The organism is Streptomyces sp. NPDC001020 (assembly GCF_053599115.1).
This window is the reverse complement of record NZ_JBSFLQ010000002.1, coordinates 24,272-47,048: the sequence shown is the minus strand read 5'-3', so window position 1 is coordinate 47,048 and position 22,777 is coordinate 24,272. Positions and strand designations below refer to the sequence as shown.

The following is a 22,777-nucleotide window of genomic DNA, read 5'->3' as shown; positions in this document are numbered from 1 at the left end:
GCACCGGACGCCGCGAGCTTCCCGGTAAACCCTTCCGGTCACAGCACCAGTGCCGAGGCACTGGTGCCCCCGGCCGGGTGCCGGACCCTACCGGGGCCGGCGCTCCGACCGCGGGCGGGCGTGCCGTGACGCCGCTCGGGATGCCGACCGCGCTCGGGGCACACTGGTCAACGTAAAGCCATCGCCCGGAGGGCCCCCGTGCGCCGTCGTCTCATCCAGTCCACCCTCGCCGTCGTCCTCGTGGTGATCGCCGTCTTCGGCGTCTCCCTCGTGATCGTCGAGACCCGTACGATCAGCAGCAGCGCCCAGGAGCGCGTCGACTCCGAGGCGCTGCGGCTCGCCAGCATCGTGGACAGCCGTCTCCTCAGCGAGGAGAACGTCAAGGGGGCGCTCTTCAAGGACCAGGTCACCGGGGAGAAGTACGCGGTGATCGACATCCCCGGCCGGCCGACCGTCAAGGTCGGCACCAAGCCCGTCGGCGACGTGATCCACTCCACGGCCAAGGGCGAGGCGGGCGAGACTGTCCGGGTCGAGGAGCCCCGCTCCACCGTCACCCGCGAGGTCGGCCGCACACTGCTGATCATCGGCCTGGTCGCGCTGCTCGCGATCATCGCCGCGGTGCTGCTCGCCGTACGCCAGGCCAGTCGCCTCGCCTCCCCGCTCACCGACCTCGCCGAGACCGCGGAGCGACTCGGCTCCGGCGACCCGCGGCCCCGGCACAAGCGGTACGGCGTCCCCGAACTGGACCGGGTCGCCGACGTCCTCGACTCCTCCGCGGAGCGGATCGCACGCATGCTGACGGCCGAGCGCCGCCTGGCCGCGGACGCCTCGCACCAGTTGCGCACGCCGCTCACCGCGCTCTCCATGCGCCTGGAGGAGATCACCCTCACCGATGACCCGGACACGGTGAAGGAGGAGGCGACCATCGCGCTGACCCAGGTGGAGCGGCTCACGGACGTGGTGGAGCGACTGCTCACCAACGCCCGCGACCCGCGCACCGGCTCCGCCGTCTCCTTCGATCTCGACGAGGTCATCCAGCAGCAGCTCGCCGAGTGGCGCCCCGCCTACCGCAGCGCGGGCCGGGCGATCGTCAGCTCCGGCAAACGGCATCTGCGGGCCGTCGGTACCCCCGGCGCGGTAGCCCAGGTCCTGGCGGCGCTGATCGAGAACTCGCTCATGCACGGCGGCGGCACGGTCGCGCTGCGCACCCGCGTCACCGGCAACCAGGCGGTCGTGGAGGTCACCGACGAGGGCCCGGGCGTACCGCCCCAGCTGGGCTCCCGCATCTTCGAGCGAACCATCAGCGGCCGCAACTCCACGGGCATCGGCCTGGCGGTCGCCCGCGACCTCGCGGAGGCCGACGGCGGCCGCCTGGAGATGCTCCAGACCGCACCCCCGGTCTTCGGCCTGTTCCTGTCCCGCACCCCGCTGAAGGCGCCGCTACCGGGGGACGAACCGGAGCCAACGGTCAGGTAGCCCCGCGGGCCGGGCACCAGCTCGGTGCGGTCAGCCGGCACGCCGAGGGACCCCAGAGGCCGCCGCGGCCGGTCGCAGCCGGGCATCGGGAGGGAGAACAGGCCAGGGACCAGGAGCGGGCTCAGCGGTTGACGTGCTGTCCGCGCCGCCCCTGCTGCCGCGCCTCCGCGGCGAGGAAGGACTCCGCGCCCACCAGGGTCTCCCGGACCGGCAGCGCCTTGAAGACCCATGTGCGGTACGACCAGAAGCGGAACAGCGTCCCCAGACCGATGCCGAGGAACTTGAAGACGTTGTTCTGCAGCGGGCTGTCCCAGCCGAGACCGTACGTCGCCAGGAACAGCACACCGTTCTCTATCACCAGGCCCGCCGCGCTGAACAGCAGGAACAGCGTCATCTCCCGGGTGCGGCCGCTCTTGTCACGATCCCGGTAGGTGAAGTAGCGGAACCCGATGTAGTTGAAGACGATCGCGACGACGGTGGCAATGACGCTGGCCCGGACCACCTGGAGCCCGGTGGCCTGCCGCACCAGGTTGAACACGAGCAGATTGACCAGCAGACCCGCCCCACCGACCGCGCCGAACTTGGCGATCTCGCGCATCAGCTGGTCCAGCCGTCCGCGCACCCCGCCTTGGGGCTTGTCCTTCAGGCCCGTGGAACCTCTGCCCATGGTGTTGCCAGCCCCCGTCGGGTCGGTCGCTTCGGTCGGTCGTGTCGGCCGGTCGGCAACGGGTGCCGAGCGGTTCTGCCGATCCCGCCATGCTAACCAGCGGCCGTGGGCGATGCCCGCGGTCGAGTTCATGAGGACGGAAAGAAAGCCGCCACGTTGGTGAGAACGAAAAGAAACCGGTCACAAGCGCCCATCGAGCAGTCCTCACCGGTACGGAATCCGACCGCCTCGGCGCGACGGATACCCTGGGTGCGTGACGTTCCCCGTAGTCGGCATGGTCGGTGGGGGCCAGCTCGCCCGTATGACACACGAGGCAGGCATCCCGCTCGGCATCAGGTTCAAGCTCCTCAGTGACACTCCTCAGGATTCCGCGGCACAGGTCGTAGGCGACGTCGTCATCGGCGACTACCGCGACCTGGACACGCTGCGCGCCTTCGCACGGGGCTGTGACGTGATCACGTTCGATCACGAGCACGTGCCCACCGAGCACCTGCGGGCCCTGGAGGCTGACGGCATCCCCGTCCGCCCCGGCCCGGACGCGCTCGTGCACGCCCAGGACAAGGGCGTGATGCGCGCGAAGCTCGACGCGATCGGTGTGCCGTGCCCGCGCCACCGCATCGTGAGCGACCCGGAGGATGTCGTCGCCTTCGCGGCCGAGGGCGACGGCTTCCCGGTCGTCCTCAAAACCGTCCGCGGCGGCTACGACGGCAAGGGCGTGTGGGTCGTACGCTCCGTCGAGGAGGCCGCCGAACCGTTCCGGGCCGGTGTGCCCGTCCTCGCCGAGGAGAAGGTCGACTTCGTACGGGAGCTGGCCGCCAATGTCGTACGGTCGCCGCACGGACAGGCGGTGGCGTACCCCGTCGTCGAATCGCGGCAGGTCAACGGGGTCTGCGACACCGTGATCGCGCCCGCACCCGACCTCGACGAGGAGCTGGCGCTGAGGGCCGAGGAACTGGCCCTGACGGTCGCCAAGGAACTCGGCGTCGTCGGCCACCTCGCCGTCGAGCTGTTCCAGACCCGCGACGGGCGCATCCTCGTCAACGAACTGGCGATGCGCCCGCACAACTCGGGCCACTGGACCCAGGACGGCGCCATCACGTCCCAGTTCGCCAACCACGTCCGCGCCGTCCTCGACCTCCCTCTCGGCGACCCGCGCCCGCGCGCCGGGTGGACCGTCATGGTGAACGTCCTCGGGGGCGACTACCCGGACATGTACTCCGCGTATCTGCACTGCATGGCCCGCGACCCGCAGCTCAAGATCCACATGTACGGCAAGGACGTGAAGCCCGGCCGCAAGGTCGGACACGTCAACACCTACGGCGACGACCTCGACGACGTGCTGGAACGCGCCCGTCACGCTGCCGGCTACCTGAGAGGCACCATCACCGAATGAGCCCTGCCCTCCCGTCACCCGGCCACCACCCCTCAACGAGCGCTGACGCGCGCCCCTTGGTGGGCATCGTCATGGGGTCGGACTCCGACTGGCCCGTCATGGAGGCCGCCGCCAAGGTCCTCGACGAGTTCGAGATCGCCTACGAGGTCGACGTCGTCTCCGCGCACCGCATGCCGCGCGAGATGATCGCCTACGGCGAGCACGCCGCGGACCGCGGGCTGAAGGCGATCATCGCGGGCGCGGGCGGTGCCGCGCACCTGCCCGGCATGCTCGCCTCGGTCACCCCGCTGCCGGTCATCGGCGTCCCGGTCCCGCTGAAGTACCTGGACGGCATGGACTCGCTGCTGTCGATCGTGCAGATGCCGGCCGGCGTCCCGGTGGCGACGGTCTCGGTGGGCGGTGCCCGCAACGCGGGTCTGCTGGCGGCCCGGATCCTCGCCGCGCACGACGAGGAACTCCTCCAGAAGATGCGGGACTTCCAGCGGGAACTCAACGACCAGGCCACCGAGAAGGGCAAGCGCCTGCGCTCCAAGGTCGAGGGATCGGGCAACTTCGGCTTCGGAACGGGGAAGTGACTGCGTTGACCTCACTGGACAAGGCCCGGGAGCTGCTGCGCGAGTTCCCCGTCGTCGACGGCCACAACGACCTGCCCTGGGCGCTGCGTGAGCAGGTCCGCTACGACCTCGACGCCCGCGACATCGCCGGCCCCCAGAACGCGCACCTGCACACGGACATCCCCCGGCTGCGGGAAGGCGGGGTCGGTGCGCAGTTCTGGTCGGTGTATGTGCGCAGCGACCTGCCCGACGCGGTGCCCTCGACGCTCGAACAGATCGACTGCGTACGGCAGTTGATCGACCGTTATCCGGCCGACCTGCGCCGGGCCCTGACCGCCGCTGACATGGAGGCGGCGCGCGCGGAGGGCCGCATCGCGTCCCTCATGGGCGCGGAGGGCGGCCACTCGATAGCGGGATCCCTCGGCACGCTCAGGGGCCTGTACGAGCTGGGTGTGCGCTACATGACCCTCACCCACAACGACAACGTGCCGTGGGCGGACTCCGCGACCGACGATCCGGGCGTCGGCGGACTGTCCGAATTCGGCCGCGAGGTGGTGCGGGAGATGAACCGCCTCGGCATGCTCGTCGACCTCTCGCACGTGGCGGCGACGACGATGCGGGACGCGCTGGACACGACGTCCGCGCCGGTGATCTTCTCCCACTCCTCCTCCCGGGCCGTGTGCGACCACCCGCGCAACATCCCGGACGACGTCCTCGAACGCCTTCCCGCCAACGGCGGTGTGGCGATGGTGACGTTCGTGCCGAAGTTCGTGCTCCAGGCCGCCGTGGACTGGACGGCCGCGGCCGACGAGAACATGCGGGCGCACGGCTTCCATCACCTCGACTCGACCGAGGAGGCGATGAAGATCCACCGCGCCTTCGAGGAGGCCCACCCGCGCCCGATCGCGACGGTCGCGACGGTCGCCGACCACCTGGACCACATGCGCGAGGTGGCGGGCATCGACCACCTCGGTATCGGTGGCGACTACGACGGCACGGCCTTCACCCCCGACGGCCTGAGCGACGTCTCCGGCTACCCCAACCTGATCGCGGAACTGCTGGACCGCGGCTGGTCGACCACGGACCTGGCCAAGCTGACCTGGCAGAACGCGGTACGGGTGCTGGGCGCGGCCGAGGACGTGGCCCGCGACCTGAGCGCACAGCGGGGTCCGTCGAACGCGACGATGGAGGACCTGGACGGCTGACGCGCGCACAGCGAGCCGCTGCCGGCGCGCACAGCGCGCCCCTGCCGCACGCACGAACGGGGCACCCCGAAGGGTGCCCCGTTCCTGTGTACGGTGCCACAACGGGCCGTGTGTCACGGCAGGTTGCGCGCATGGACGCATCCCGCCGGCGGGCGATGACCCGAGGTCCCCCGCGCAATGCGATCACGACAATGACCTGCTGGTCGTCGCAGCCTGCCCCGTCACCGCGACAACAGGGTGTGGATCTGGCGGGGCTTGACCTCGCGCTCGTCGAAGGCGACGGCCGAGCCCAGCTCCCGGGCCACAGCAGCGAACGCTGCCTGGAACGCCTGCTGTGAATCGAACTCTCCGGTGGTGACGACGGCGTCACCCTCGGGGGTGACCCAGGGCTCGGCGCGCAGGAATCCCGGCTGCGTGGCCAGCACCTCGCGGACCCGATGGGTGCGGTCGACGAACTCCTGCACATGCTCGGGCTTCGGGTAGTGAAAGGCGACGAAGCCGAACGACATAACGATCCCCTCCCTGGGATATACGCTTACGTATAGCTGGAGGTTAGACCCGTTGTGCGGTGCCGTACAACGGGCGGATGAGTGAGGCGGGTCACGCCATGGGTTCGTTGCGCACACCGCGCGAGAAGTGGGTCGAGGAGGGCCTGCGGGCGCTGGCCTCAGGCGGCGTGGACGCCCTGCGCGTCGAGGCCCTGGCCAAGTCCCTTGGTGTGACCAAGGGTGGGTTCTACGGCTACTTCGCCGACCGCGACGCGCTGCTGGAGGAAATGCTGGACACCTGGGAACGGGAGGCCATCGACGACGTCCTCGACCAGATCGACCACGAGGGTGGAGACATCATGGACAAGGCCTTCCTGGCCGGGCAACTCACCTTCTCCGACCGCCTGCGCCCCATCGACCTGGCCATCCGCGACTGGGCCCGCCGCGACCAGTCCGTCGCCGAGCGCCTGCGCCGGGTGGACAACGCACGCATGGGCCTGCTGCGCGAGGCGATCGGCACCGTCTGCACCGACCCGGACGAGATCGAGGCCCGCAGCGTGCTGGCGTTCTGCATGGCCATCGGCAGCCACTTCCTTGCCGCCGACCACCCCGGCCGCACCCGCGCCCAGGTTCTCGCCCGCGCCGGCGACCTCATTCTCAACCGCCCGCCCAGCAGCCCCGCCCAGTGACCACGCGGTTTCTGTTCTGTCAGCCGTGATCGTTTCCAGATGAAGGCAGGCACTGGTACGGCCCCCGGCGTCGTGCCGGGGGCCGTGTATGTTCTTGCAGGTCACAAGCCTGGCAGAAAGCCCTGGCGGGTTCGTTGGTGCCGCCTCCAACGGGCTCTGACCTACGCAAGCCGTGCTACGGCAAGTTGCGCGCCATCACGATCCGCTGAACTTGATTCGTGCCCTCATAAATCTGCGTGATCTTCGCGTCGCGCATCATGCGCTCCACCGGGTAGTCACGGGTGTAGCCGTACCCCCCGAGGAGCTGGACGGCATCCGTGGTGACCTCCATCGCCACGTCCGAGGCGAAGCACTTCGCGGCGGCGCCCTGGAAGGTAAGGTCGCTGTCGCCGCGCTCCGACTTGGCCGCCGCCGCGTAGGTGAGCTGGCGGGCGGCCTCGATCTTCATCGCCATGTCGGCGAGCATGAACTGGACGCCCTGGAAGTCGCCGATCGGCTTGCCGAACTGCTTGCGCTCCTGGACATAGCCCTTGGCGTAGTCGAGGGCGCCCTGGGCGACGCCGAGGGCCTGGGCGGCGATGGTGATGCGGGTGTGGTCGAGGGTGCGCATCGCCGTGGCGAAGCCGGTGCCCTCCTCGCCGATCATGCGGTCGGCCGGGATCCGCACGTTGTCGAAGTACACCTCGCGCGTGGGCGAGCCCTTGATGCCGAGCTTCTTCTCCGGAGCGCCGAAGGAGACGCCAGGGTCCGACTTCTCGACGACGAAGGCCGATATGCCCTTGGAACGCTTGGTGGGGTCGGTCACCGCCATGACCGTGTAGTACTCGGAGACGCCCGCGTTGGTGATCCAGCGCTTGACGCCGTTGAGCACCCAGTGGTCGCCGTCGCGGACCGCCTTGGTCTTCATGCCGGCCGCGTCGGAGCCCGCTTCCGGCTCGGACAGGCAGTACGAGAACATCGCGTCGCCCTTGGCCAGCGGCGCCAGGTACTTCTTCTTCAGCTCCTCGGAGCCGGAGAGGATCACCGGCAGGGAGCCGAGCTTGTTCACGGCCGGGATCAGGGAGGAGGACACGCAGGCGCGGGCCACCTCCTCGATCACGATGACCGTGGCGAGCGCGTCGGCGCCCGCGCCGCCGTACTCCTCGGGCACGTGCACCGCGTGCAGGTCGTTCGCGACGAGCGCGTCCAGCGCCTCCTGCGGGAAGCGGGCCTCCTCGTCCACCGCGGCGGCGTACGGCGCGATCTTCGCCTCGGCCAGCGAGCGGATGGCGTCACGGAGCATGTCGTGCTCCTCGGACGGGCGGTACAGGTCGAAATCAGCCGATCCGGCCAAGGTCTCTCACGCTCCAAGGACGCTCTGACGAACTGTGTGATGACGCTAATTACCGTTAAGTAACCCAAATCTTAGGGGCCCGCCCACGGGTAGTGATACGTGAGCTTGGCGACAGCGGGAAGCGTGCCCGGTGAGGGGCCCGACTATGCTCGGGCACCGCACTGACGACGCACCTCTCTGGAGCACGCATGGCCCTCAAGATCACCGTGATCGGAACCGGCTATCTCGGCGCCACGCACGCCGCGGCCATGGCCGAGCTGGGATTCGAGGTGCTGGCGCTCGACGTGGTCGCGGAGAAGATCGAGAGGCTCCAGCGGGGCGAGGCCCCGATGTACGAGCCCGGTCTCGAGGAGCTGCTGCGGGGGCACGTGGCGGGCATCGAGGGGTCGACCGGGCGGCTGCGGTTCACCCTGGACTGGGCCGAGCTGGCCGACTTCGGCGACATCCACTTCGTCTGCGTGAACACCCCGCAGAAGCACGGTGAGTACGCCTGTGACATGTCGTACGTCGACGCTGCGATCGCCTCTCTCGCGCCGCATCTGAAGGCCCCGGCTCTGGTCGTCGGCAAGTCGACCGTGCCCGTCGGTTCGGCGGACCGCCTGGCCGCCTACCTCGCCGAGCACGCGCCCGTGGGCGAGGACGCCGAACTGGCCTGGAACCCGGAGTTCCTGCGCGAGGGCTTCGCCGTGCAGGACACGCTGCACCCGGACCGGATCGTCGTCGGTGTGCGCAGCGAGCGCGCCGAGAAGCTGCTGCGCGAGGTGTACGCGACCCCGGTCGCCGAGGGCTCGCCGTTCGTCGTCACCGACTTCCCGACCGCCGAGTTGGTGAAGACCTCCGCCAACTCCTTCCTCGCCACCAAGATCTCCTTCATCAATGCGATGGCGGAGGTCTGCGAGGCCGCCGGCGGCGACGTGGCCAAGCTGGCGGAGGCGATCGGGCACGACGACCGGATCGGAAGGAAGTTCCTGCGGGCCGGGGTCGGCTTCGGCGGCGGCTGTCTGCCGAAGGACATCCGGGCCTTCATGGCGCGCGCGGGCGAGCTGGGCGCCGACCAGGCGCTGACCTTCCTGCGTGAGATCGACTCCATCAACATGCGCCGCCGTGGCCAGATGGTGGAGATGGCGCGCGAGGCGCTCGGCGGCGGTTCGTTCCTCGGCAAGCGGGTCGCGGTCCTCGGCGCGACGTTCAAGCCGGACTCGGACGACGTGCGCGACTCACCCGCGCTGAACGTCGCCGGACAGATACACCTCCAGGGCGGCCAGGTCACGGTCTACGACCCCAAGGGCATGGGCAACGCCCGGAAGGTGTTCCCGACGCTCGGGTACGCCGACACCGCCCTGGACGCCGTGCGCGGCGCCGACGTGGTGCTGCACCTCACGGAGTGGCGCGAGTTCCGTGAGCTGGACCCGGCGCAGTTGGGCGAGGCGGCGGCCACCCGTGTGGTCCTCGACGGCCGTAACGCGCTCGACCCCGAGCTGTGGCGCCGCGCGGGGTGGACGTATCGGGCGATGGGCCGTCCCACCGCGTAAGCAGACGGTTGACGCCGGTCCGGCCGTGCCCCGGCAGCCGGACCGGCGTCCTTTCGTGTTCCGCGCCACCGCGCCTCGCGCGGGCGGCCGAGCGCCCGACTGCCCGCTGTCCGCGGCTACTTGGCTCGGTACCGCCGCATCTTCGCCCGTGCCCCGCACACCGACATCGAGCACCAGCGGCGCTTCCCGGCCGGGCTGCGGTCGTAGTACGCCTCGTGGCACTCGGGCAGTTCGCAGGCCTTGAGGCGCAGCCAGGTGCCGGCGGTGACTGCCTGTGCGACGGCCGTGGCGACCCGGGAGAGCAGGGTGTCCTCGTCGGCGGGCGTGAGGCTGGCCGAGCCGTCCCGTTCGTCGACGGTCACATACAGTGGCGCCCGCGTCAGCAGCACGCCCAGGGGTGTCACCTCGCGGTGCGGGGAGTGGCCCGCGTGCGCCAGGCAGACGGCGCGCAGGGACTCCCGTAGCTCCCGTACGTCCGCCAGGTCCTTTTCCGTGACGCCGAACTCGGCGCGTCCCTCGGCAGTGTCCAGGCGGTCCGCGCCCGTTGCCAGGTCCACGGTGTTGACCAGGTTCTCCACCAGGGCGAGGCCATCGGGTGCGGGGGCTCTGTCACTCATGTCTGTCACTCATGTCTGCGACCTTATGCGCGCGGCGTCACCTCTCGGAATCCTCTTGCGAGGTTACTGCTTATGCGCAAGCATGGGGTAACGGTTACCGGTTGCCCGGCTCTACGGGTAACTCCGACTCGGAGGAGAGAAGGCATGGCTCTCGCCAAGCTGGGTGTCGTCGTCCTGGACTGTCCCGACCCTCGTGCGCTCGCCGACTTCTACGCCGGGGTGCTCGGCGGCACGGTGGAGGGTGACGCGAGGTGGGTCGACCTGAAGGTGGGCGACGGTCGGTCGCTGGCTTTCCAGGCCGCACCCGGGTACGTACCGCCGAAGTGGCCGGCTCCCGACGGCTCGCAGCAGTTCCATCTGGACCTCGTCGTCGACGACCTGGACGCGGCCGAGCAGGGCGTCCTCGCGCTCGGTGCCCGGCCGCTGGACACGGAGGACCGCTCGCGTGACTGGCGGGTGTACGCGGACCCGGCGGGGCACCCGTTCTGCCTCTGCGCCTGCTGATGAGGTGATCTGGCGGCGACCGGCCGTCCATGCGCAGGGCCCCGCCGAGCAGCGATCGCTCGGCGGGGCCCTGTGTGGCGTACGGGCGACGGGGTCCGGGGTCAGTTCCCCGTCACGGTCACCTTCTCGTCGTTCTTCAGCTCGTTCACCAGGGTCTTGACCTTGGCCTTGTCCCACACCAGGTTGCCGCCCCTCGAGCCGGAGATCGGCATGTTCATCGACGTGCCGTCACCGCCGGAGACACCCTTCATCGACCAGAACATGCTGGCCAGGTTCCACAGGCTCATGTCCTTGTCCACGGTCAGCGCGTCCAGGCCCGCGCCCATCGTCGGGTAGAACTTGAACGGATTGAGGACCGTGGACGGGGTCGCGACCTCGTGGGCCAGCGCCGACAGGAACTTCTGCTGGTTCTTCGTGCGCTGCAGGTCACTCGCCGCGAAGGCGTGCCGGGTGCGGACGAAGGCGAGGGCCTGCTGACCGTCCAGCGTCTGCTTGCCCGACTTGAAGTCGGCGCCCGACCACTTGTCCTTGAAGCCCTTGTCGATCGTCATCTCGACACCGCCGACCGCGTCCACGATCTTCGCGAAGCCACCGAAGCCGATCTCCGCGTAGTGGTCGATGCGCAGCCCGGTGTTGAACTCGACCGTGCGGACCAGCAGTTCGGGTCCGTCCTCCGCGTACGCCGCGTTCAGCTTCACGTGGCGGCCCGTGCCCTGGTAGACCTTGCCCGACGAGGAACCCTTGTACGTGGGGATCTCCACGTCCGAGTCACGGGGCAGGGATATCAGCGTGGAGCCGTTGTCACCGGTGTGCAGGATCATCATGGTGTCCGTGCGCTTGCCCTCGGCGGACCCGGTGTGCAGCTTCTTCTTGTCCTCGGCCGTCATGCCCTTGCGGCTGTCGGAGCCGACGATCAGGTAGTTCGTGCCCTCACCCGCGGCGGGCCGGTCGAGCACCTTGGAGAGGTCCACGTCCCGGTGGAGCTTGGAGTCGGCCCAGAAATAGGTGGCCACCGAGGTCACCACCAGCACGGTGACCAGCGTGATCGCGGCCCACTTGATCCGGCGGCGCCAGTTCGGTGCCGGGCGTGAGCCTCCGCGGCCGTCGTCCGGCCCCTGCGGGCCGCCGTAGACCTGCCCGGTGTTGTAGCCGCTGTCGTAGGAGTCGTATCCATCGTCCGGATACCTGGGCTGCTGTGGCACCCCGCCGTGCGGCGGCGCCACCCGGGGGCCGCCCGGCCCGCCGGGTCCACGCCGGACCTGACGCATCACGCGTGCGCCCTCGGGCTGCGCGCTGGAGCTTCCGCGTCCGTAGCGGTTGCCGCGGTTGTCGTCGGACCATCCCTCGGGCCAATCGTTCATGCGCCACAGTGTGCCGGGTCCGGCTGGGCACCTTACAAGGGGCGGTGAGGAACGGGGCCAGGGCTGTTGCCAAGCCGACACAAAGTCCGCGGCTGTGGCCCCGGCATAAGGTGGAGGGCATGACAGACCAGGCCCCCGCCCCAAAACCAGAAATTCCGGACGACATAGTGTGTGATCTGCCCGGGAAGCCCACCTCCGCGTCCCGGACCACCCTCAGCCACATCATGACCCACAACGACACCAACCTGCTGGGCACGGTGCACGGTGGTGTGATCATGAAGCTCGTCGACGACGCGGCGGGCGCCGTGGCCGGCCGGCACTCCGGCGGCCCGGCCGTGACCGCGTCCATGGACGAGATGGCGTTCCTGGAGCCGGTCCGGGTCGGCGACCTCGTCCATGTGAAGGCCCAGGTCAACTGGACCGGCCGGACGTCGATGGAGGTCGGTGTACGGGTCCTGGCCGAGCGCTGGAACGAGTCGGCGCCGCCTACCCAGGTCGGCTCCGCGTACCTCGTCTTCACGGCGGTCGACGCCGACGGCAAGCCGCGGCTGGTGCCCGCGGTCGTCCCCGAGACGGAGCGCGACAAGCGCCGCTACCAGGAGGCACAGATCCGCCGCACCCACCGCCTGGCCCGTCGCCGCGCGATCAAGGAACTGCGGGAGAGCCGGGCGGCGGAGGGCATCGAGGACTGAGGGACGCCGGGTCCGGCGGGTCCCCTGGCCTGAACTGGTGGGCGCTGGTGGTGCCCCGGCCCTAGGAGCAGCGCACCTGGTCCCCGGTCAGCACCCGCTGCGGCACCTCCGTACCCTGCGGTTCGGCCGCCTTCACCCGCTGTACCTCGGTGAAGTCCGTCCCCGCGATCACCTTCAGCGTCGGCCCCTGCCCGGACACCGGGCGCAGTTCGCTGCCCGGCAGGGCCGCCGCCAGGGACAGCGCCGAGCGGTTCCAGCGCGGGTCGTAGGCGATGACCGTGCGCCGGACGGTGCCCTCCGGCGCGTCCGCCGGCTGACCCGTGGTCCGGAACCCGGTGGCGGCGAGCGCGTCGGCCAGGCGCTTGCCGATCTCCTTCGTGCCCGTCCCGTTCTCCACCCGCACCCGGATCTGCTGCGGGGCCACGTCCACGGGCACCACGGTCGAGCTCTTCTCGGCCGGGCGGGTCGGGGTGAGGGGCTTGTCGTCGCGCAGCGACTGGAAGAGCGCGCCCGCCTTCGTGTCGTCCCACTTCACCGTGGAGCCAAGGCCCTTGACCTCGTACTCCGTCTGCTCGATCGGCACGGTCGTGAACTCGGAAGAGCTCGGCGTGAAGTGCCGCATCGCCCGCCCCAGGTCGACCAGTTCGTCCGTTCCGAAGCCCTGGTCGGCCCGCAGCGAGCCGAGCACGGCCTGTGTCATGTTGCGGAACTTCACCGGGTTGAGGAGTACGCCCGACGAGGTCGCCCGGTCGAGCAGCGCCGCCACGAACTTCTGCTGCCGCTGCATCCGCCCCAGGTCGGAGGCCCCGTCGATGTGCCGGGACCGTACGAACTGCAGCGCTTCTCCGCCGCCGAGCGTGTGTGTGCCCGCGCTCAGGTCGAGCCCGGTGAACGAGTCCTTCATCGGCTCCGTCGTACAGATACGGACGCCGCCGAGCACGTCCACGGTCTTCATGAAGCTGACGAAGTCGACCTCCAGATAGTGGTCGATCTTGACGTGCGTCATCTCCTCGATCGTGCGCACGGTCAGGTTCGGGCCGCCCTCCGCGTACGCCGCGTTCAGCCTTATCGGGTGGCGGCCGTGCTGCTGTCCGGTCGTCCGGTCGGTGTGCGCCGGCGCCTGCGCGTACGAGTCCCGCGGCAGGCTCACGACGGTGGCCCGGTTCCGGTCCGCCGAGATGTGCACGATCATGATCGTGTCCGTGCAGTGGCACGGGATGCCGCCGAGACGGTACTTCTGTCGCTCCTCCTCCGTGATCCGGTCCCGCCCGTCGGTGCCGACCAGCAGCACGTTCATGCCGTGGCCCGCGGCGGGACGGTTCTTCATGTCCTTGAAGGGATCGATTCGGGAGATGCCCTCGTCGAGGCTGGTGAGCACCGCGTGCCCGATGCCGGCCGCGGCGAGGACCACGACGGAGAACGTGGTGACCGCCCGCGCGGCCCAGCCGGACTTCTTCCGGACGGGCAGCCGCCGCGCGGGGGTGCGACGGACCGGCTGGGGGCGCGCGGGCGGGCGGGTCGGCGTGGGCACGGGGGAGACCTCCGCGAGGCTGGGCGTGGATCCGCGAGCACCGTAGGCCGACACGATCTGCGGCCCTGGGCGGCACCCGGGCGGCGCGCACCCGTGTCCCCCGTTCGCGGTAACGTGAGCCCCCTATGAACGCGAAGTCCGACGTGCAGCTCCCCGCCGTGTCCGTGATCATGCCCGTCCTCAACGAGGAGCGACATCTGCGCGGAGCCGTCTCAGCGATCCTTGCCCAGGAGTACCGCGGCGAGATGGAGGTGGTGATCGCCCTCGGTCCCTCCACGGACCGCACGGACGAGATCGCGGCCGAGCTGGTCCGTGAGGACCCGCGCGTGCACACGGTCCCGAACCCGACCGGCCGCACGCCCGCCGCGCTCAACGCCGCGATCAAGGCCTCCCGCCATCCGATCGTGGTCCGCGTCGACGGCCACGGCATGCTCTCGCCGAACTACATCGCGACCGCCGTACGTCTTCTGGAGGAGACCGGCGCGCAGAACGTCGGCGGCATCATGCACGCCGAGGGCGAGAACGACTGGGAGCACGCGGTCGCCGCCGCCATGACCTCGAAGATCGGCGTCGGCAACGCCGCGTTCCACACGGGCGGCGAGGCGGCTGAGGCAGAGACCGTCTATCTCGGTGTCTTCCGTCGTGAGGCGTTGGAGCAACTGGGCGGCTACAACGAGGAGTTCATCCGCGCCCAGGACTGGGAGCTGAACTTCCGCATCCGTGAGGCGGGTGGCCTCATCTGGTTCTCGCCGGAGCTGAAGGTGTCGTACCGGCCGCGGCCGTCGGTCAGGGAGCTGGCCAAGCAGTACAAGAACTACGGCCGTTGGCGGCACGTCGTCGCCCGCTTCCACGAGGGCTCCATCAACCTGCGCTACCTCGCCCCGCCGACCGCGGTCTGCGCGATCGCGGCGGGCATCGTGGTGGGCGCGGTGCTGACCCCGTGGGGCTTCGTGATTCCCGGCGGCTACCTCGCGGCGATCGCCCTCGGTTCCGTCCCCGCGGGCAAGGGCCTGCCGCTGAAGGCCCGGCTGCAGATCCCCGTCGCTCTCGCGACCATGCACATGTCGTGGGGCTGGGGCTTTCTGACCAGCCCGAAGTCGCTGGCGAAGAAGGTCATCGCGTCGCGGCGGCCGACGGTTCTCAGCGGGACCTGAGCGGGTGTGCCGAACGCCGAGAGGGGCCTGCCGCACGAGCGGCAGGCCCCTCTCGGCGTCGTGTCACAGGGCGCGGCGGCCGACTACCACTGATCGCGCTTGTTGTACACCTCCATGCACTGGTCGGTGTCCGAGCCGTTCATGGCGTCGGAGTTGCCGGGCAGGTCCCCGGCCTTCGGCGGGGCCTGCTTCGGGTAGACCGCGCCTGTACGCCAGTCGGACCCCACGACGACGGTGACGCCCGACACATCGGTCGACCTCTTCACCGAACTCATCGGAATCCCCAGAGCCTTGGCGACACTCTGGGCGTCGCCCTCCAGATCCGCGCTCGGGTAGCGCACGACCGTCCGGTCCACGGACAGTGCCGCCGAGGTGTCGGCAGCCGCCCTGCCGAAGCCCTTCTGCACAAGCTCCTGCTTGATCTCGTTCGCCCGGCCACCGGCCGGGGCCAGCGTGGACGTCCGGGTCGCGTTCTGCACCAGCACGCCGAGCTGGTCGGTCGAGACGGAGGGAGTCTTGGGCGCCTCGTCCTTGCTCTTCGTCTTCTTCGAGCCCGACGTGGTGCCCTTGTCGTCGAAGGGAACGTCGTCGCGGAGCATCTGCCACACCTTCTCGGCGTTGGCGCCGTCCGGGACCACGTGGTTCCTGTCCTGCGGGTCCTGGACGTTGGGCATCGTCGTCATGGTGATGCGGTCGGTCGGCACCTTCTTGAGCAGCATGCCCAGGTTGTACAGCTTCGGGACCGTGCCGATCTCCTCGGAGACCTCCAGGGACTTCGTGCCGGCCTCGGCCAGGTTCATGAGCCGGCCGGTGTCGGTGAAGATGTTCTGGTCCTTGAGCGTACGGATCATCGAGTTCATGTACATGTGCTGGGCCCTGGCCCGCATGAGGTCACTGCCCCAGGCGTACCGGGTGCGCAGCCACTGCAGGGCCTGCTCGCCCTTCACCTTGTGGGTGCCATGCTCCAATTTCAGGTGCGAATGGCTGTCGTAGACGTTCTGCTTCACGCAGACCTCCACACCGCCGATGGCGTCCGCCATCTTCACCACGCCCGCGAAGTCGATCGTCATCCAGTGGTCTATGTAGACACCGGTGAGGTTCTCCCAGGTGGCCAGGGTGCAGCCGGCTCCCCCCCGGGCAAGTGAGGCGTTGATGATGGTGTTGGTCGGGGGATAGGACGTGCCCGTCTTGTGGTCCGTGCACTTGGGTATGTCGACCCGGGTGTCCCGCGGGATACTCACCACCGCGGCGCTCTTGCGGTCCGCGGACACGTGGACGAGCATCTCGACGTCGGCCAGCGGCGGATTGCCGCGGTTGTCCCTGCTGCCGCCCAGCCTCACGTTCGCGTCGGAATTGCGACTGTCGGAGCCGAGCAGCAGGATGTTCACCGGCGTCTGGCCGTCCGCGTTCGGCGCCGCCTTCTTGGCCTTGGAGTCTCCGCTGCTGCGTACGCCTTTGCGGATGTTGCCGTTGAGGTGCTGGTAGTAGAGATACCCGGCGCCGGCGGTGCCGAGTGTCAGCACCGCCAAGCTGATCGCGGCCCAGCGCAGGATGCGGCGCCCGCGCCCGCGTCGGCCGCGCCGCCGCCCGTGGCGTGCCCCGGCGTCGTCACCGCCTCCCCGACCGCCCTCGGCCGGCCCGGCATCCTCGTGCGAACCGTTGTCGCCCGGGGCCCGAGTCCGTGACCGTCTTCCCCCGCGCACATCGCTCTGAGTCATCTCCCCTGCCTCCCACCCTGTGCCTGACGAACGGTCCGTCCGGCGCTCCGGAGGACGCCTCCCGGCACCGACTGGACACGTCCTGCGTCCAGTTGGACGCTTGAAACGCCCGGTGGGATGCACAAACCCACCGGCCGCGTCTGCGTCCTGTAGGACGCGTGGCAAGGCACTCAGGTCACTTGGCGCACTCGACCTTGTCCGCGGTGGCCTTGTTGACCTCCGGCGCCTTGGTCGGCGCGGTCAGCGGCACCCCGGCTCCCTTGAAGTCCTTGCCGAGGGTCAGCACGATCGCCGGCAGCCCCTGGGAGTTCTTCTCGCTCTTGCCCGGCTTCATCGCCGACGCGGGCAACCCCATGATGTCCGCCAGCATGCGTGCCTGATCGGCCTGGTCGGGAGCGTACTCGAGGGTCGTCTTGCTGAGGTTCTCGCTCGCGTTGCCCAGTTGGCTGGACTTGAGGACGCCCTTGTTGACCTGCAGCCAGTTGAGCGTCTGCTGTGCACTGCCGCCCCGAGCGCCGCCGTTGTAGATGTCGACGCGGATGTCGGAGGCGGCCGAGCGGGGGCCCTTGAGCTTGGCGGCCTCGGCGCTCTTCTTCTCCTTCTGCTTCTTCTTCACCTCGGTGAAGGAGACGTCGTTCCTGATCGCATCGAACACCTGCGGCGCCGCGTTCTCGTCGAGGATGACGGTCTTGTGTACGACGCCGTCCGCGGGATTGTCGCGCACCGGCACCGTCATGAAGCTGATGTTCTTCGGCGGCACCTTCTTCAGCTCCAGGGCCACGTCCTTGAGCGTGCCCACCTTGCCGATGCCCTTGTCGACGGTGAGCGCCTTGGTGGCGGCCTGCGCCAGGTCCATCAGCTTGCCGGGGTCGGTGAGCGTGTCGCTGGAGGTCATCTTGCGGGCCAGCGAGCCGAGGAACTGCTGTTGCGCCTTGATGCGGTCCAGGTCGCCCTGGTTGCCGAAGCTGTGCCGGGTGCGCAGGAAGGCGAGGGCCTGCTCGCCCTCGATCGGGTGCGTCCCCTTGGACAACTTGAGGTGCGACTTTTCGTCGTCGATGTCCTTGCCCACGCAGACCTCGACCCCGCCCACCGCCGAGGTCAGCGTCTTCACGGCGTTGAAGTCGACCATCATGAAGTGGTCGGGCGCGATGCCGGTGACTTCCTTGACCGTGAGCATCGTGCACCCCGCGTCGCGGCCCGCCTGGCCGAGGCTCTCGTTGAACCGGACCTTCTGCGAGCCGGGGATGACCTTGGTGGAGTCGTCCGGTTGCTTGGTCGGGCAGTCGGGGATGTTGTCGACGACCAGGTCACGCGGGATGCTCATCGCGGTCGCGTTCGTACGGTCCTTGGCGACGTGCAGCAGGATGTTGGTGTCGGCGTGACCGACGCTGCCCTTGTCGCCGTACCCCTCGTTGCCCTTGCCGGTGCGCTTGTCGGTCCCGATGATCAGGATGTTGAACGCTTCGTCCTTGCTGAAGCTGTCCTTGGCGGCGGCGCCGACGTCCTGCGCCGTGATGTTCCCCTCGAGGTCCTTGATGTAGAGGTAACCGGCGCCGACGACCGCGACCAGGACGAAGGCCATACTGCCGCCGGTCCACAGCAGTATCTTCTTCGCCTTGCCCTTCTTGGGCTTCGTGCGGCGTCTCCCTGGCACCGGTTGCTCGGGCGCCCCCCGGCGGCGGCGCGGCCCCGGCACGGTGTCCGGGACCGGTTGCTCCGGAGCCCGGCGCCGAGGACCGGGCGACGTGCGGGTGCCCCCCTGGGCGTTCCCGGTGGGAGCTCCCCGCCGCGGTCTCGGTACGGTCGACTGCGGTGCGGAAGGGGGCAGTCGCAGTTCGTATTCACCGGTGTCAGGGTTGAGCACCCACTGGTCTGCGGGGTCGATGTTGTCCGCCCGCCCACGGCCTTGCGCGTCCACGGTTGTCTGATCCTCCGTCGGGGCCACGCGGCGCCTTCCCCTCGAGGCGCTCGGGTCTCTTCAACCAGTGCGTGACCCACGACGGACATCAAGGGTGTGGCACCGGATCGCTCACACTATCCGCCCAGTTCGGCGTCAAGCGACGACGGTGACAAACTCCACTGCCCTACAACTGGGCAATCCCGTCTATTTCTCAGAAGGTTCTTCGCTCAGGCGTCCCCAGACTTGGTACGCGCTTTACCAACAGGCGTCCGGGGTGGCCTCGTTCCCGGGGAAAGTGGGCGGGGGTTGGGGACTCGATCCACGCGTGCCAGGGCGCATTGCCATGGACTTTCCGTCGCCGTACGGCTCCTCACTGTCACCGCGAACCAATACCGTGGCACCGGCTTTCGCGGGGGAGCCCTCCCGAACTTTCCGTGCGACCTCGACGGGCTGGTCCTCGCGCAGCCGTGCGAAGAGTTTCCGCGCCGCGGGTTCCACGAGCTGGTCGCGATCGGCGTTGTACGGGTACGGCGTGCGCGGCACTGTCAGGAACTGCACGCGCTGCGTGGGCAGGTTCCGCAGTTCGCGCAGAAGTCCGTAGAGCCTTCGCAGGCTTGCCAGGCCCGGGTCCGTGGTGAGGGACGAGGTGGCCGCGTCCAGCACCGGATACAGCTTCAGGGGATTCAGCTGCACGTGATTGCTGTGCACCTTGCTCACGAGCGCGCCGAGAAAACGCTGCTGGCGCTCCATCCGTTCGGTGTCGCTGCCGTCGCCGAGGCTCTTGCGGGCGCGTACGTAGCCCAGCGCCTGCTCGCCGTCGAGCGTCACCTTGCCCGCGGGCAGCTTCAGCCCGGCGTCCTTGTCGTCGATCGGTTCCTTCAGGCACACCTGGACGCCGTCGAGTGCGTCGACCAGCTTTTTGAATCCGCTGAAGTCGACGACCAGGTAGTGGTCGACGCGGATGTCCGTCAGCTTTTCGAGCGTACGGACGGAGCAGGCGGAACCGCCGGTGGCGAAGGCTTGGTTGAACATCGTGAACACCGGTCGGCTGCGGCTGCCGTCGGGCAGGCGGCAGTCTGGCACGTCGACCATGAGGTCGCGGGGGAGGGAGACGGCGGTGGCGCTGTGCCGGTCGGCCGCGAGGTGGAGCAGGATCATGGTGTCGGACCGCTCGGTACCGGAGTCTCTGCCGTACCGGTCGTTCCCGTCGCCCGCCCGGGAGTCGGACCCGATGAGCAGGATGTTCCGTGCGCCGGGCACGAGCACGCGGGGCCGCTCCTTCTCGTGCCGGGCGAGTTCGGAGGCGGCGTCGTCGTCCGCGGTGATGTTCGAGTTCAGCTTCTCGTACGCGGCCCATCCGGCCACGGCGGCCCCGGCCATGAGTACGGCGAGTCCCAGCGCGGCCCGGTGCAACCGGCGTCGGCGCCGGCGGCGGGTGAGCCCGGGGCCGGCGGCGGAGACGCCGGGGCCCGCGGCGCCCTGCCGTCGGGGGGTGCCTCTGGTCGTCACTGCCGGGTCCACCCCCTGCGACGTACGAGTGTTTCGGGCTCCTACGACCATGGCCCGAGGTGGACGTCCTGGGCGGCCGGTGCTGGTCCGAATGGGGGTGGGGCGCCCGTGAAAGGGGGAGGGCCGCGGGAGGTCACCGGCGGCCCGCCACCCCGGCGGTTTCTCAGCGGGCCGTGGCGGTGACCCGTTCGCTCTCGATCCGCTTGGCCACCGCGTCCTCGTCCAGCCGGTCCAGATGACGGCAGAGCACCACGGACCCGCCGGACGTGAGAGGCGCGTACAGTCCGGCGCTCAGCCCCTCCCATGTGTCGTACGGCAGCCCGGACAGCAGTCGCGACCCGGGACCCGTCAGGCCGAGCGGGAGCGCGTCCGCGCGGGCCCGCTCCACGACCTCGGCCCCCGTGTACTCGGCCCCGGCGACGATCAGGGCCGGCTCCTCCGGGTCGACGGGCGCGTACGGCTGGAAACGGTCGCCCTGGCTCGGTACCTCGACCGCGTAGTCGACGAAGCCGTCCGGGACCTGTGGGAAGCGGCCGCCGAGGGGGCGCAGGGCGAGGGCGACGCGCTCCCCGGTGCAGGCGCGCGCCGCATCGAGCGTGTCGGGTCCGCTGACGACGAGGTCGGCGGCGCCCGCGTGGCCGCCGATGTCGCAGACGACGCCCACGGACGCGCACGCGAGCAGCCACACCGCCGTCTGCCAGTGCGCGGGCAGCAGCAGCGCGACCCGGTCGCCGGGCTCGGCGGCGAGATCTCCCTGGAGGAGATTGGCGGTCTTGGCCACCCAATTGGCGAAGGTGGCCACGGAGAGTTCGACACGTTCGCCCGTGGCGTCGTCGTAGAAGGTCACCAGGGGGCGTGCCGGATCCGCGGCGAGCGCGGATCGCAGCAGGTCGGCAGGTGTGCGGTCGCTGGCGTTCACCCGCGCAAGCGTACGCGGGGCGGCCACCCCGGGGCGCAGTGACGGGCCACCGGTTCGGCGGAGCAGAGCCGATGCCCCGTCAGTTCCCGGATAGACATATATGTCTGACTATGTCCAAGATCAGGGGCATGCGCGGATACCTTGCTTCTTCGATCGGTGTCACCTGCTCGGCGGTACTGACCCTCACGCTCGCCCTCCCGGTCGCGGCGGCCGGGACGGATGCGGGGGTTTCGCCGGCCACGGCGGCCGGGTCCGACCCGGCCGACAGGTCGGCCGTCCCCGGCAGCACCCAGTCCCTCACCCTCGAGCCCCTCACCCGCCCCCGCATCCCCGGGGCGGTGCCCGAACGCGGGCTGGCCCCTCAGGCTGTACGTCCCTTCTCGCTGATCGGCGTCGTCTGGGACGACCCGGGCGCCGCACTGCACGGCAGCGCCCAGATCCGCACCCGGGCGAGTGGCACGGCCCGATGGTCCGGCTGGCAGGAGCTGGAGGTGCACAACGACGGCCACGGCCCCGACCCGCAGGCCCCGGAGGGACGCTCGAACCGACTGCGCGGATCAACGGCTCCCCTGTGGGTCGGTGCCTCGGACGGCGTCGAGGTACGGGTGCGTGCGGACGAAGCCCACGCGGGTGAGACCCGTGCGCCAGCACTCCCCGACGGCCTGCGGGTCGAGTTGGTCGACCCAGGCGCCGAACCGGCCGTGGAGCCCCCGCAGCAGCGGGGGGACACCGCCGCCTCATGGGAGCCGGGCGCGAGGGTGCCCGGCTCCGTACCGGGTACGGACGCCGTCGAGTCCGCCATCGGCGGCGGTCTCGCACACCTGGGCGACCGGGAGATCCCGGCCCTCTCGAAGGGGGCGACGGCCAAGGCCGCGCCGGAGGCGGTACAAGCGGTGTCCGAGGGGCGCACGGCGCACGCGGTTCCGTACATCGGAGCGCGCCCGAGCATCATCACGCGGCGTGACTGGCGCGCCGACGAGAGTCTGAGGGAGCCCGGCTCCAGCTATACGGACAAGGTGAAGGTGGCCTTCGTGCACCACACGGCGACGGGCAACAACTACGGCTGCTCCCAAGCCGCTTCAGTCATCCGCGGTATCTACCGCTACCACGTCGTGAGCAGCGGCTGGCGGGACATCGGCTACAACTTCCTCGTCGACAAGTGCGGAAACATCTATGAAGGCCGCGCCGGCGGCGTGGACAAGCCCGTCATGGGCGCCCACACCCTCGGGTTCAACGACGAGAGCATGGGGATCGCCGCCATCGGCAGCTATGACGGGACCACACCACCGGCCGCCGTGGTGACCTCCATCGCCAAGGTCGCCGCGTGGAAGCTCGGCCTTTACGGCATGGATCCGCGCGGTGCGACCCACCTGACGTCCAAGGGTGGCAATCTCTTCCCAATGGGTGAGAACGCACGAATGAACGTGATCTCCGGCCATCGCGACGGGTTCAGCACGGAGTGCCCGGGAAGGCTGCTCTACGGCAAACTCGGCTCGGTCCGCTCCACCGCGGCCCGCTACCAGGGCCGCTGAGGG

At 69.7% G+C, this 22,777-nt stretch carries 20 protein-coding genes; 10 read left to right on the top strand and 10 right to left on the bottom strand.

The window, feature by feature from the left end; all coding sequences use genetic code 11:
* Window positions 1–198: 198 nt before the first annotated feature.
* A complete protein-coding gene (locus ACWDEX_RS01860; RefSeq protein WP_450461151.1) occupies window positions 199–1,476 on the top strand; it encodes an ATP-binding protein in 1,278 nt (425 codons plus the stop codon).
* Window positions 1,477–1,597: 121 nt separating this feature from the next.
* Here ACWDEX_RS01860 and ACWDEX_RS01855 read toward each other — a convergent pair whose 3' ends face one another.
* Window positions 1,598–2,143: a GtrA family protein gene (locus ACWDEX_RS01855; protein WP_450461150.1), complete on the bottom strand. Its 546-nt coding sequence runs from the start codon at window positions 2,141–2,143 to the stop codon at window positions 1,598–1,600.
* 253 nt (window positions 2,144–2,396) lie between these two features.
* Here ACWDEX_RS01855 and ACWDEX_RS01850 point away from each other — a divergent pair, with 253 nt between their 5' ends.
* Genes ACWDEX_RS01850 through ACWDEX_RS01840 form a run of 3 tightly spaced genes read left to right on the top strand, consistent with a single transcriptional unit; the run spans window position 2,397 to window position 5,295 of the window.
* Window positions 2,397–3,536: a 5-(carboxyamino)imidazole ribonucleotide synthase gene (locus ACWDEX_RS01850; RefSeq protein WP_450461149.1), complete on the top strand. Its 1,140-nt coding sequence runs from the start codon at window positions 2,397–2,399 to the stop codon at window positions 3,534–3,536.
* Complete coding sequence (gene purE / locus ACWDEX_RS01845; RefSeq protein ID WP_450461148.1) at window positions 3,533–4,111, top strand: 5-(carboxyamino)imidazole ribonucleotide mutase; 579 nt, start codon at window positions 3,533–3,535, stop codon at window positions 4,109–4,111. The genes ACWDEX_RS01850 and purE overlap by 4 nt, the downstream gene beginning before the upstream one ends.
* Before the next feature lie 5 nt (window positions 4,112–4,116).
* On the top strand, window positions 4,117–5,295 hold the full coding sequence (locus ACWDEX_RS01840) for a dipeptidase (RefSeq protein WP_450461361.1): 1,179 nt from the start codon (window positions 4,117–4,119) through the stop codon (window positions 5,293–5,295).
* Window positions 5,296–5,516: 221 nt separating this feature from the next.
* On the opposite strand, the gene ACWDEX_RS01835 is transcribed toward ACWDEX_RS01840, so the two are convergent.
* Window positions 5,517–5,804 carry an antibiotic biosynthesis monooxygenase gene (locus ACWDEX_RS01835; RefSeq protein WP_450461147.1) on the bottom strand — a complete coding sequence of 96 codons (288 nt, stop codon included), beginning with the start codon at window positions 5,802–5,804 and terminating at the stop codon, window positions 5,517–5,519.
* Window positions 5,805–5,902: 98 nt separating this feature from the next.
* Here ACWDEX_RS01835 and ACWDEX_RS01830 point away from each other — a divergent pair, with 98 nt between their 5' ends.
* Window positions 5,903–6,472, top strand: coding sequence for a TetR/AcrR family transcriptional regulator (locus ACWDEX_RS01830; protein WP_450461360.1), 570 nt, complete (start codon window positions 5,903–5,905; stop codon window positions 6,470–6,472).
* A 175-nt stretch (window positions 6,473–6,647) separates the two neighbouring features.
* Here ACWDEX_RS01830 and ACWDEX_RS01825 read toward each other — a convergent pair whose 3' ends face one another.
* Window positions 6,648–7,805, bottom strand: a complete 1,158-nt coding sequence (locus ACWDEX_RS01825) for an acyl-CoA dehydrogenase (RefSeq protein ID WP_450461146.1) — start codon at window positions 7,803–7,805, stop codon at window positions 6,648–6,650.
* A gap of 188 nt (window positions 7,806–7,993) precedes the next feature.
* On the opposite strand from ACWDEX_RS01825, the gene ACWDEX_RS01820 reads away from it, so the two are divergent.
* Window positions 7,994–9,337: a UDP-glucose dehydrogenase family protein gene (locus ACWDEX_RS01820; RefSeq protein ID WP_450461145.1), complete on the top strand. Its 1,344-nt coding sequence runs from the start codon at window positions 7,994–7,996 to the stop codon at window positions 9,335–9,337.
* Between the two features lie 116 nt (window positions 9,338–9,453).
* Here the strand turns inward: ACWDEX_RS01820 and ACWDEX_RS01815 are convergent, their stop codons facing one another.
* Window positions 9,454–9,954 (bottom strand): CGNR zinc finger domain-containing protein, encoded by a 501-nt coding sequence (locus ACWDEX_RS01815; RefSeq protein WP_450461144.1) that lies wholly within the window; start codon window positions 9,952–9,954, stop codon window positions 9,454–9,456.
* Window positions 9,955–10,098: 144 nt separating this feature from the next.
* On the opposite strand from ACWDEX_RS01815, the gene ACWDEX_RS01810 reads away from it, so the two are divergent.
* Window positions 10,099–10,458 carry a VOC family protein gene (locus ACWDEX_RS01810; RefSeq protein WP_450461143.1) on the top strand — a complete coding sequence of 120 codons (360 nt, stop codon included), beginning with the start codon at window positions 10,099–10,101 and terminating at the stop codon, window positions 10,456–10,458.
* Between the two features lie 101 nt (window positions 10,459–10,559).
* Here ACWDEX_RS01810 and ACWDEX_RS01805 read toward each other — a convergent pair whose 3' ends face one another.
* Entirely contained in the window at window positions 10,560–11,819 is a 1,260-nt protein-coding gene (locus ACWDEX_RS01805; protein WP_450461142.1) for an LCP family protein, read from the bottom strand.
* Window positions 11,820–11,938: 119 nt separating this feature from the next.
* On the opposite strand from ACWDEX_RS01805, the gene ACWDEX_RS01800 reads away from it, so the two are divergent.
* On the top strand, window positions 11,939–12,511 hold the full coding sequence (locus tag ACWDEX_RS01800; RefSeq protein WP_450461141.1) for an acyl-CoA thioesterase: 573 nt from the start codon (window positions 11,939–11,941) through the stop codon (window positions 12,509–12,511).
* 61 nt (window positions 12,512–12,572) lie between these two features.
* On the opposite strand, the gene ACWDEX_RS01795 is transcribed toward ACWDEX_RS01800, so the two are convergent.
* Complete coding sequence (locus ACWDEX_RS01795) at window positions 12,573–14,042, bottom strand: LCP family protein (protein WP_450461140.1); 1,470 nt, start codon at window positions 14,040–14,042, stop codon at window positions 12,573–12,575.
* 125 nt (window positions 14,043–14,167) lie between these two features.
* On the opposite strand from ACWDEX_RS01795, the gene ACWDEX_RS01790 reads away from it, so the two are divergent.
* Window positions 14,168–15,196 (top strand): glycosyltransferase family 2 protein, encoded by a 1,029-nt coding sequence (locus tag ACWDEX_RS01790; protein WP_450461139.1) that lies wholly within the window; start codon window positions 14,168–14,170, stop codon window positions 15,194–15,196.
* Between the two features lie 83 nt (window positions 15,197–15,279).
* Here ACWDEX_RS01790 and ACWDEX_RS01785 read toward each other — a convergent pair whose 3' ends face one another.
* The 4 genes from ACWDEX_RS01785 to ACWDEX_RS01770 all read right to left on the bottom strand — a co-directional run bounded on the left by ACWDEX_RS01785 (window position 15,280) and on the right by ACWDEX_RS01770 (window position 21,242).
* Entirely contained in the window at window positions 15,280–16,914 is a 1,635-nt protein-coding gene (locus ACWDEX_RS01785; RefSeq protein WP_450461138.1) for an LCP family protein, read from the bottom strand.
* A gap of 175 nt (window positions 16,915–17,089) precedes the next feature.
* Window positions 17,090–18,832, bottom strand: a complete 1,743-nt coding sequence (locus tag ACWDEX_RS01780) for an LCP family protein (RefSeq protein ID WP_450461137.1) — start codon at window positions 18,830–18,832, stop codon at window positions 17,090–17,092.
* Window positions 18,833–19,069: 237 nt separating this feature from the next.
* The gene (locus ACWDEX_RS01775; RefSeq protein ID WP_450461136.1) at window positions 19,070–20,323 is read right to left on the bottom strand and encodes an LCP family protein; all 1,254 of its coding nucleotides are present in this window, start codon (window positions 20,321–20,323) and stop codon (window positions 19,070–19,072) included.
* Between the two features lie 163 nt (window positions 20,324–20,486).
* Complete coding sequence (locus ACWDEX_RS01770; RefSeq protein ID WP_450461135.1) at window positions 20,487–21,242, bottom strand: TIGR03089 family protein; 756 nt, start codon at window positions 21,240–21,242, stop codon at window positions 20,487–20,489.
* Window positions 21,243–21,370: 128 nt separating this feature from the next.
* Here ACWDEX_RS01770 and ACWDEX_RS01765 point away from each other — a divergent pair, with 128 nt between their 5' ends.
* Complete coding sequence (locus ACWDEX_RS01765; protein WP_450461134.1) at window positions 21,371–22,774, top strand: N-acetylmuramoyl-L-alanine amidase; 1,404 nt, start codon at window positions 21,371–21,373, stop codon at window positions 22,772–22,774.
* The last annotated feature ends 3 nt before the right edge of the window (window positions 22,775–22,777 follow it).

Excerpts from the sequence above, each read along its gene's own strand:
- ACWDEX_RS01855 (WP_450461150.1), bottom strand. The coding sequence starts at position 2,143 with ATGGGCAGAGGTTCCACGGGCCTGAAGGACAAGCCCCAAGGCGGGGTG.
- purE (WP_450461148.1), top strand. The coding sequence starts at position 3,533 with ATGAGCCCTGCCCTCCCGTCACCCGGCCACCACCCCTCAACGAGCGCT.
- ACWDEX_RS01835 (WP_450461147.1), bottom strand. The coding sequence starts at position 5,804 with ATGTCGTTCGGCTTCGTCGCCTTTCACTACCCGAAGCCCGAGCATGTG.
- ACWDEX_RS01830 (WP_450461360.1), top strand. The coding sequence starts at position 5,903 with ATGGGTTCGTTGCGCACACCGCGCGAGAAGTGGGTCGAGGAGGGCCTG.
- ACWDEX_RS01820 (WP_450461145.1), top strand. The coding sequence starts at position 7,994 with ATGGCCCTCAAGATCACCGTGATCGGAACCGGCTATCTCGGCGCCACG.
- ACWDEX_RS01815 (WP_450461144.1), bottom strand. The coding sequence starts at position 9,954 with ATGAGTGACAGAGCCCCCGCACCCGATGGCCTCGCCCTGGTGGAGAAC.
- ACWDEX_RS01810 (WP_450461143.1), top strand. The coding sequence starts at position 10,099 with ATGGCTCTCGCCAAGCTGGGTGTCGTCGTCCTGGACTGTCCCGACCCT.
- ACWDEX_RS01805 (WP_450461142.1), bottom strand. The coding sequence starts at position 11,819 with ATGAACGATTGGCCCGAGGGATGGTCCGACGACAACCGCGGCAACCGC.
- ACWDEX_RS01800 (WP_450461141.1), top strand. The coding sequence starts at position 11,939 with ATGACAGACCAGGCCCCCGCCCCAAAACCAGAAATTCCGGACGACATA.
- ACWDEX_RS01790 (WP_450461139.1), top strand. The coding sequence starts at position 14,168 with ATGAACGCGAAGTCCGACGTGCAGCTCCCCGCCGTGTCCGTGATCATG.
- ACWDEX_RS01785 (WP_450461138.1), bottom strand. The coding sequence starts at position 16,914 with ATGACTCAGAGCGATGTGCGCGGGGGAAGACGGTCACGGACTCGGGCC.
- ACWDEX_RS01765 (WP_450461134.1), top strand. The coding sequence starts at position 21,371 with ATGCGCGGATACCTTGCTTCTTCGATCGGTGTCACCTGCTCGGCGGTA.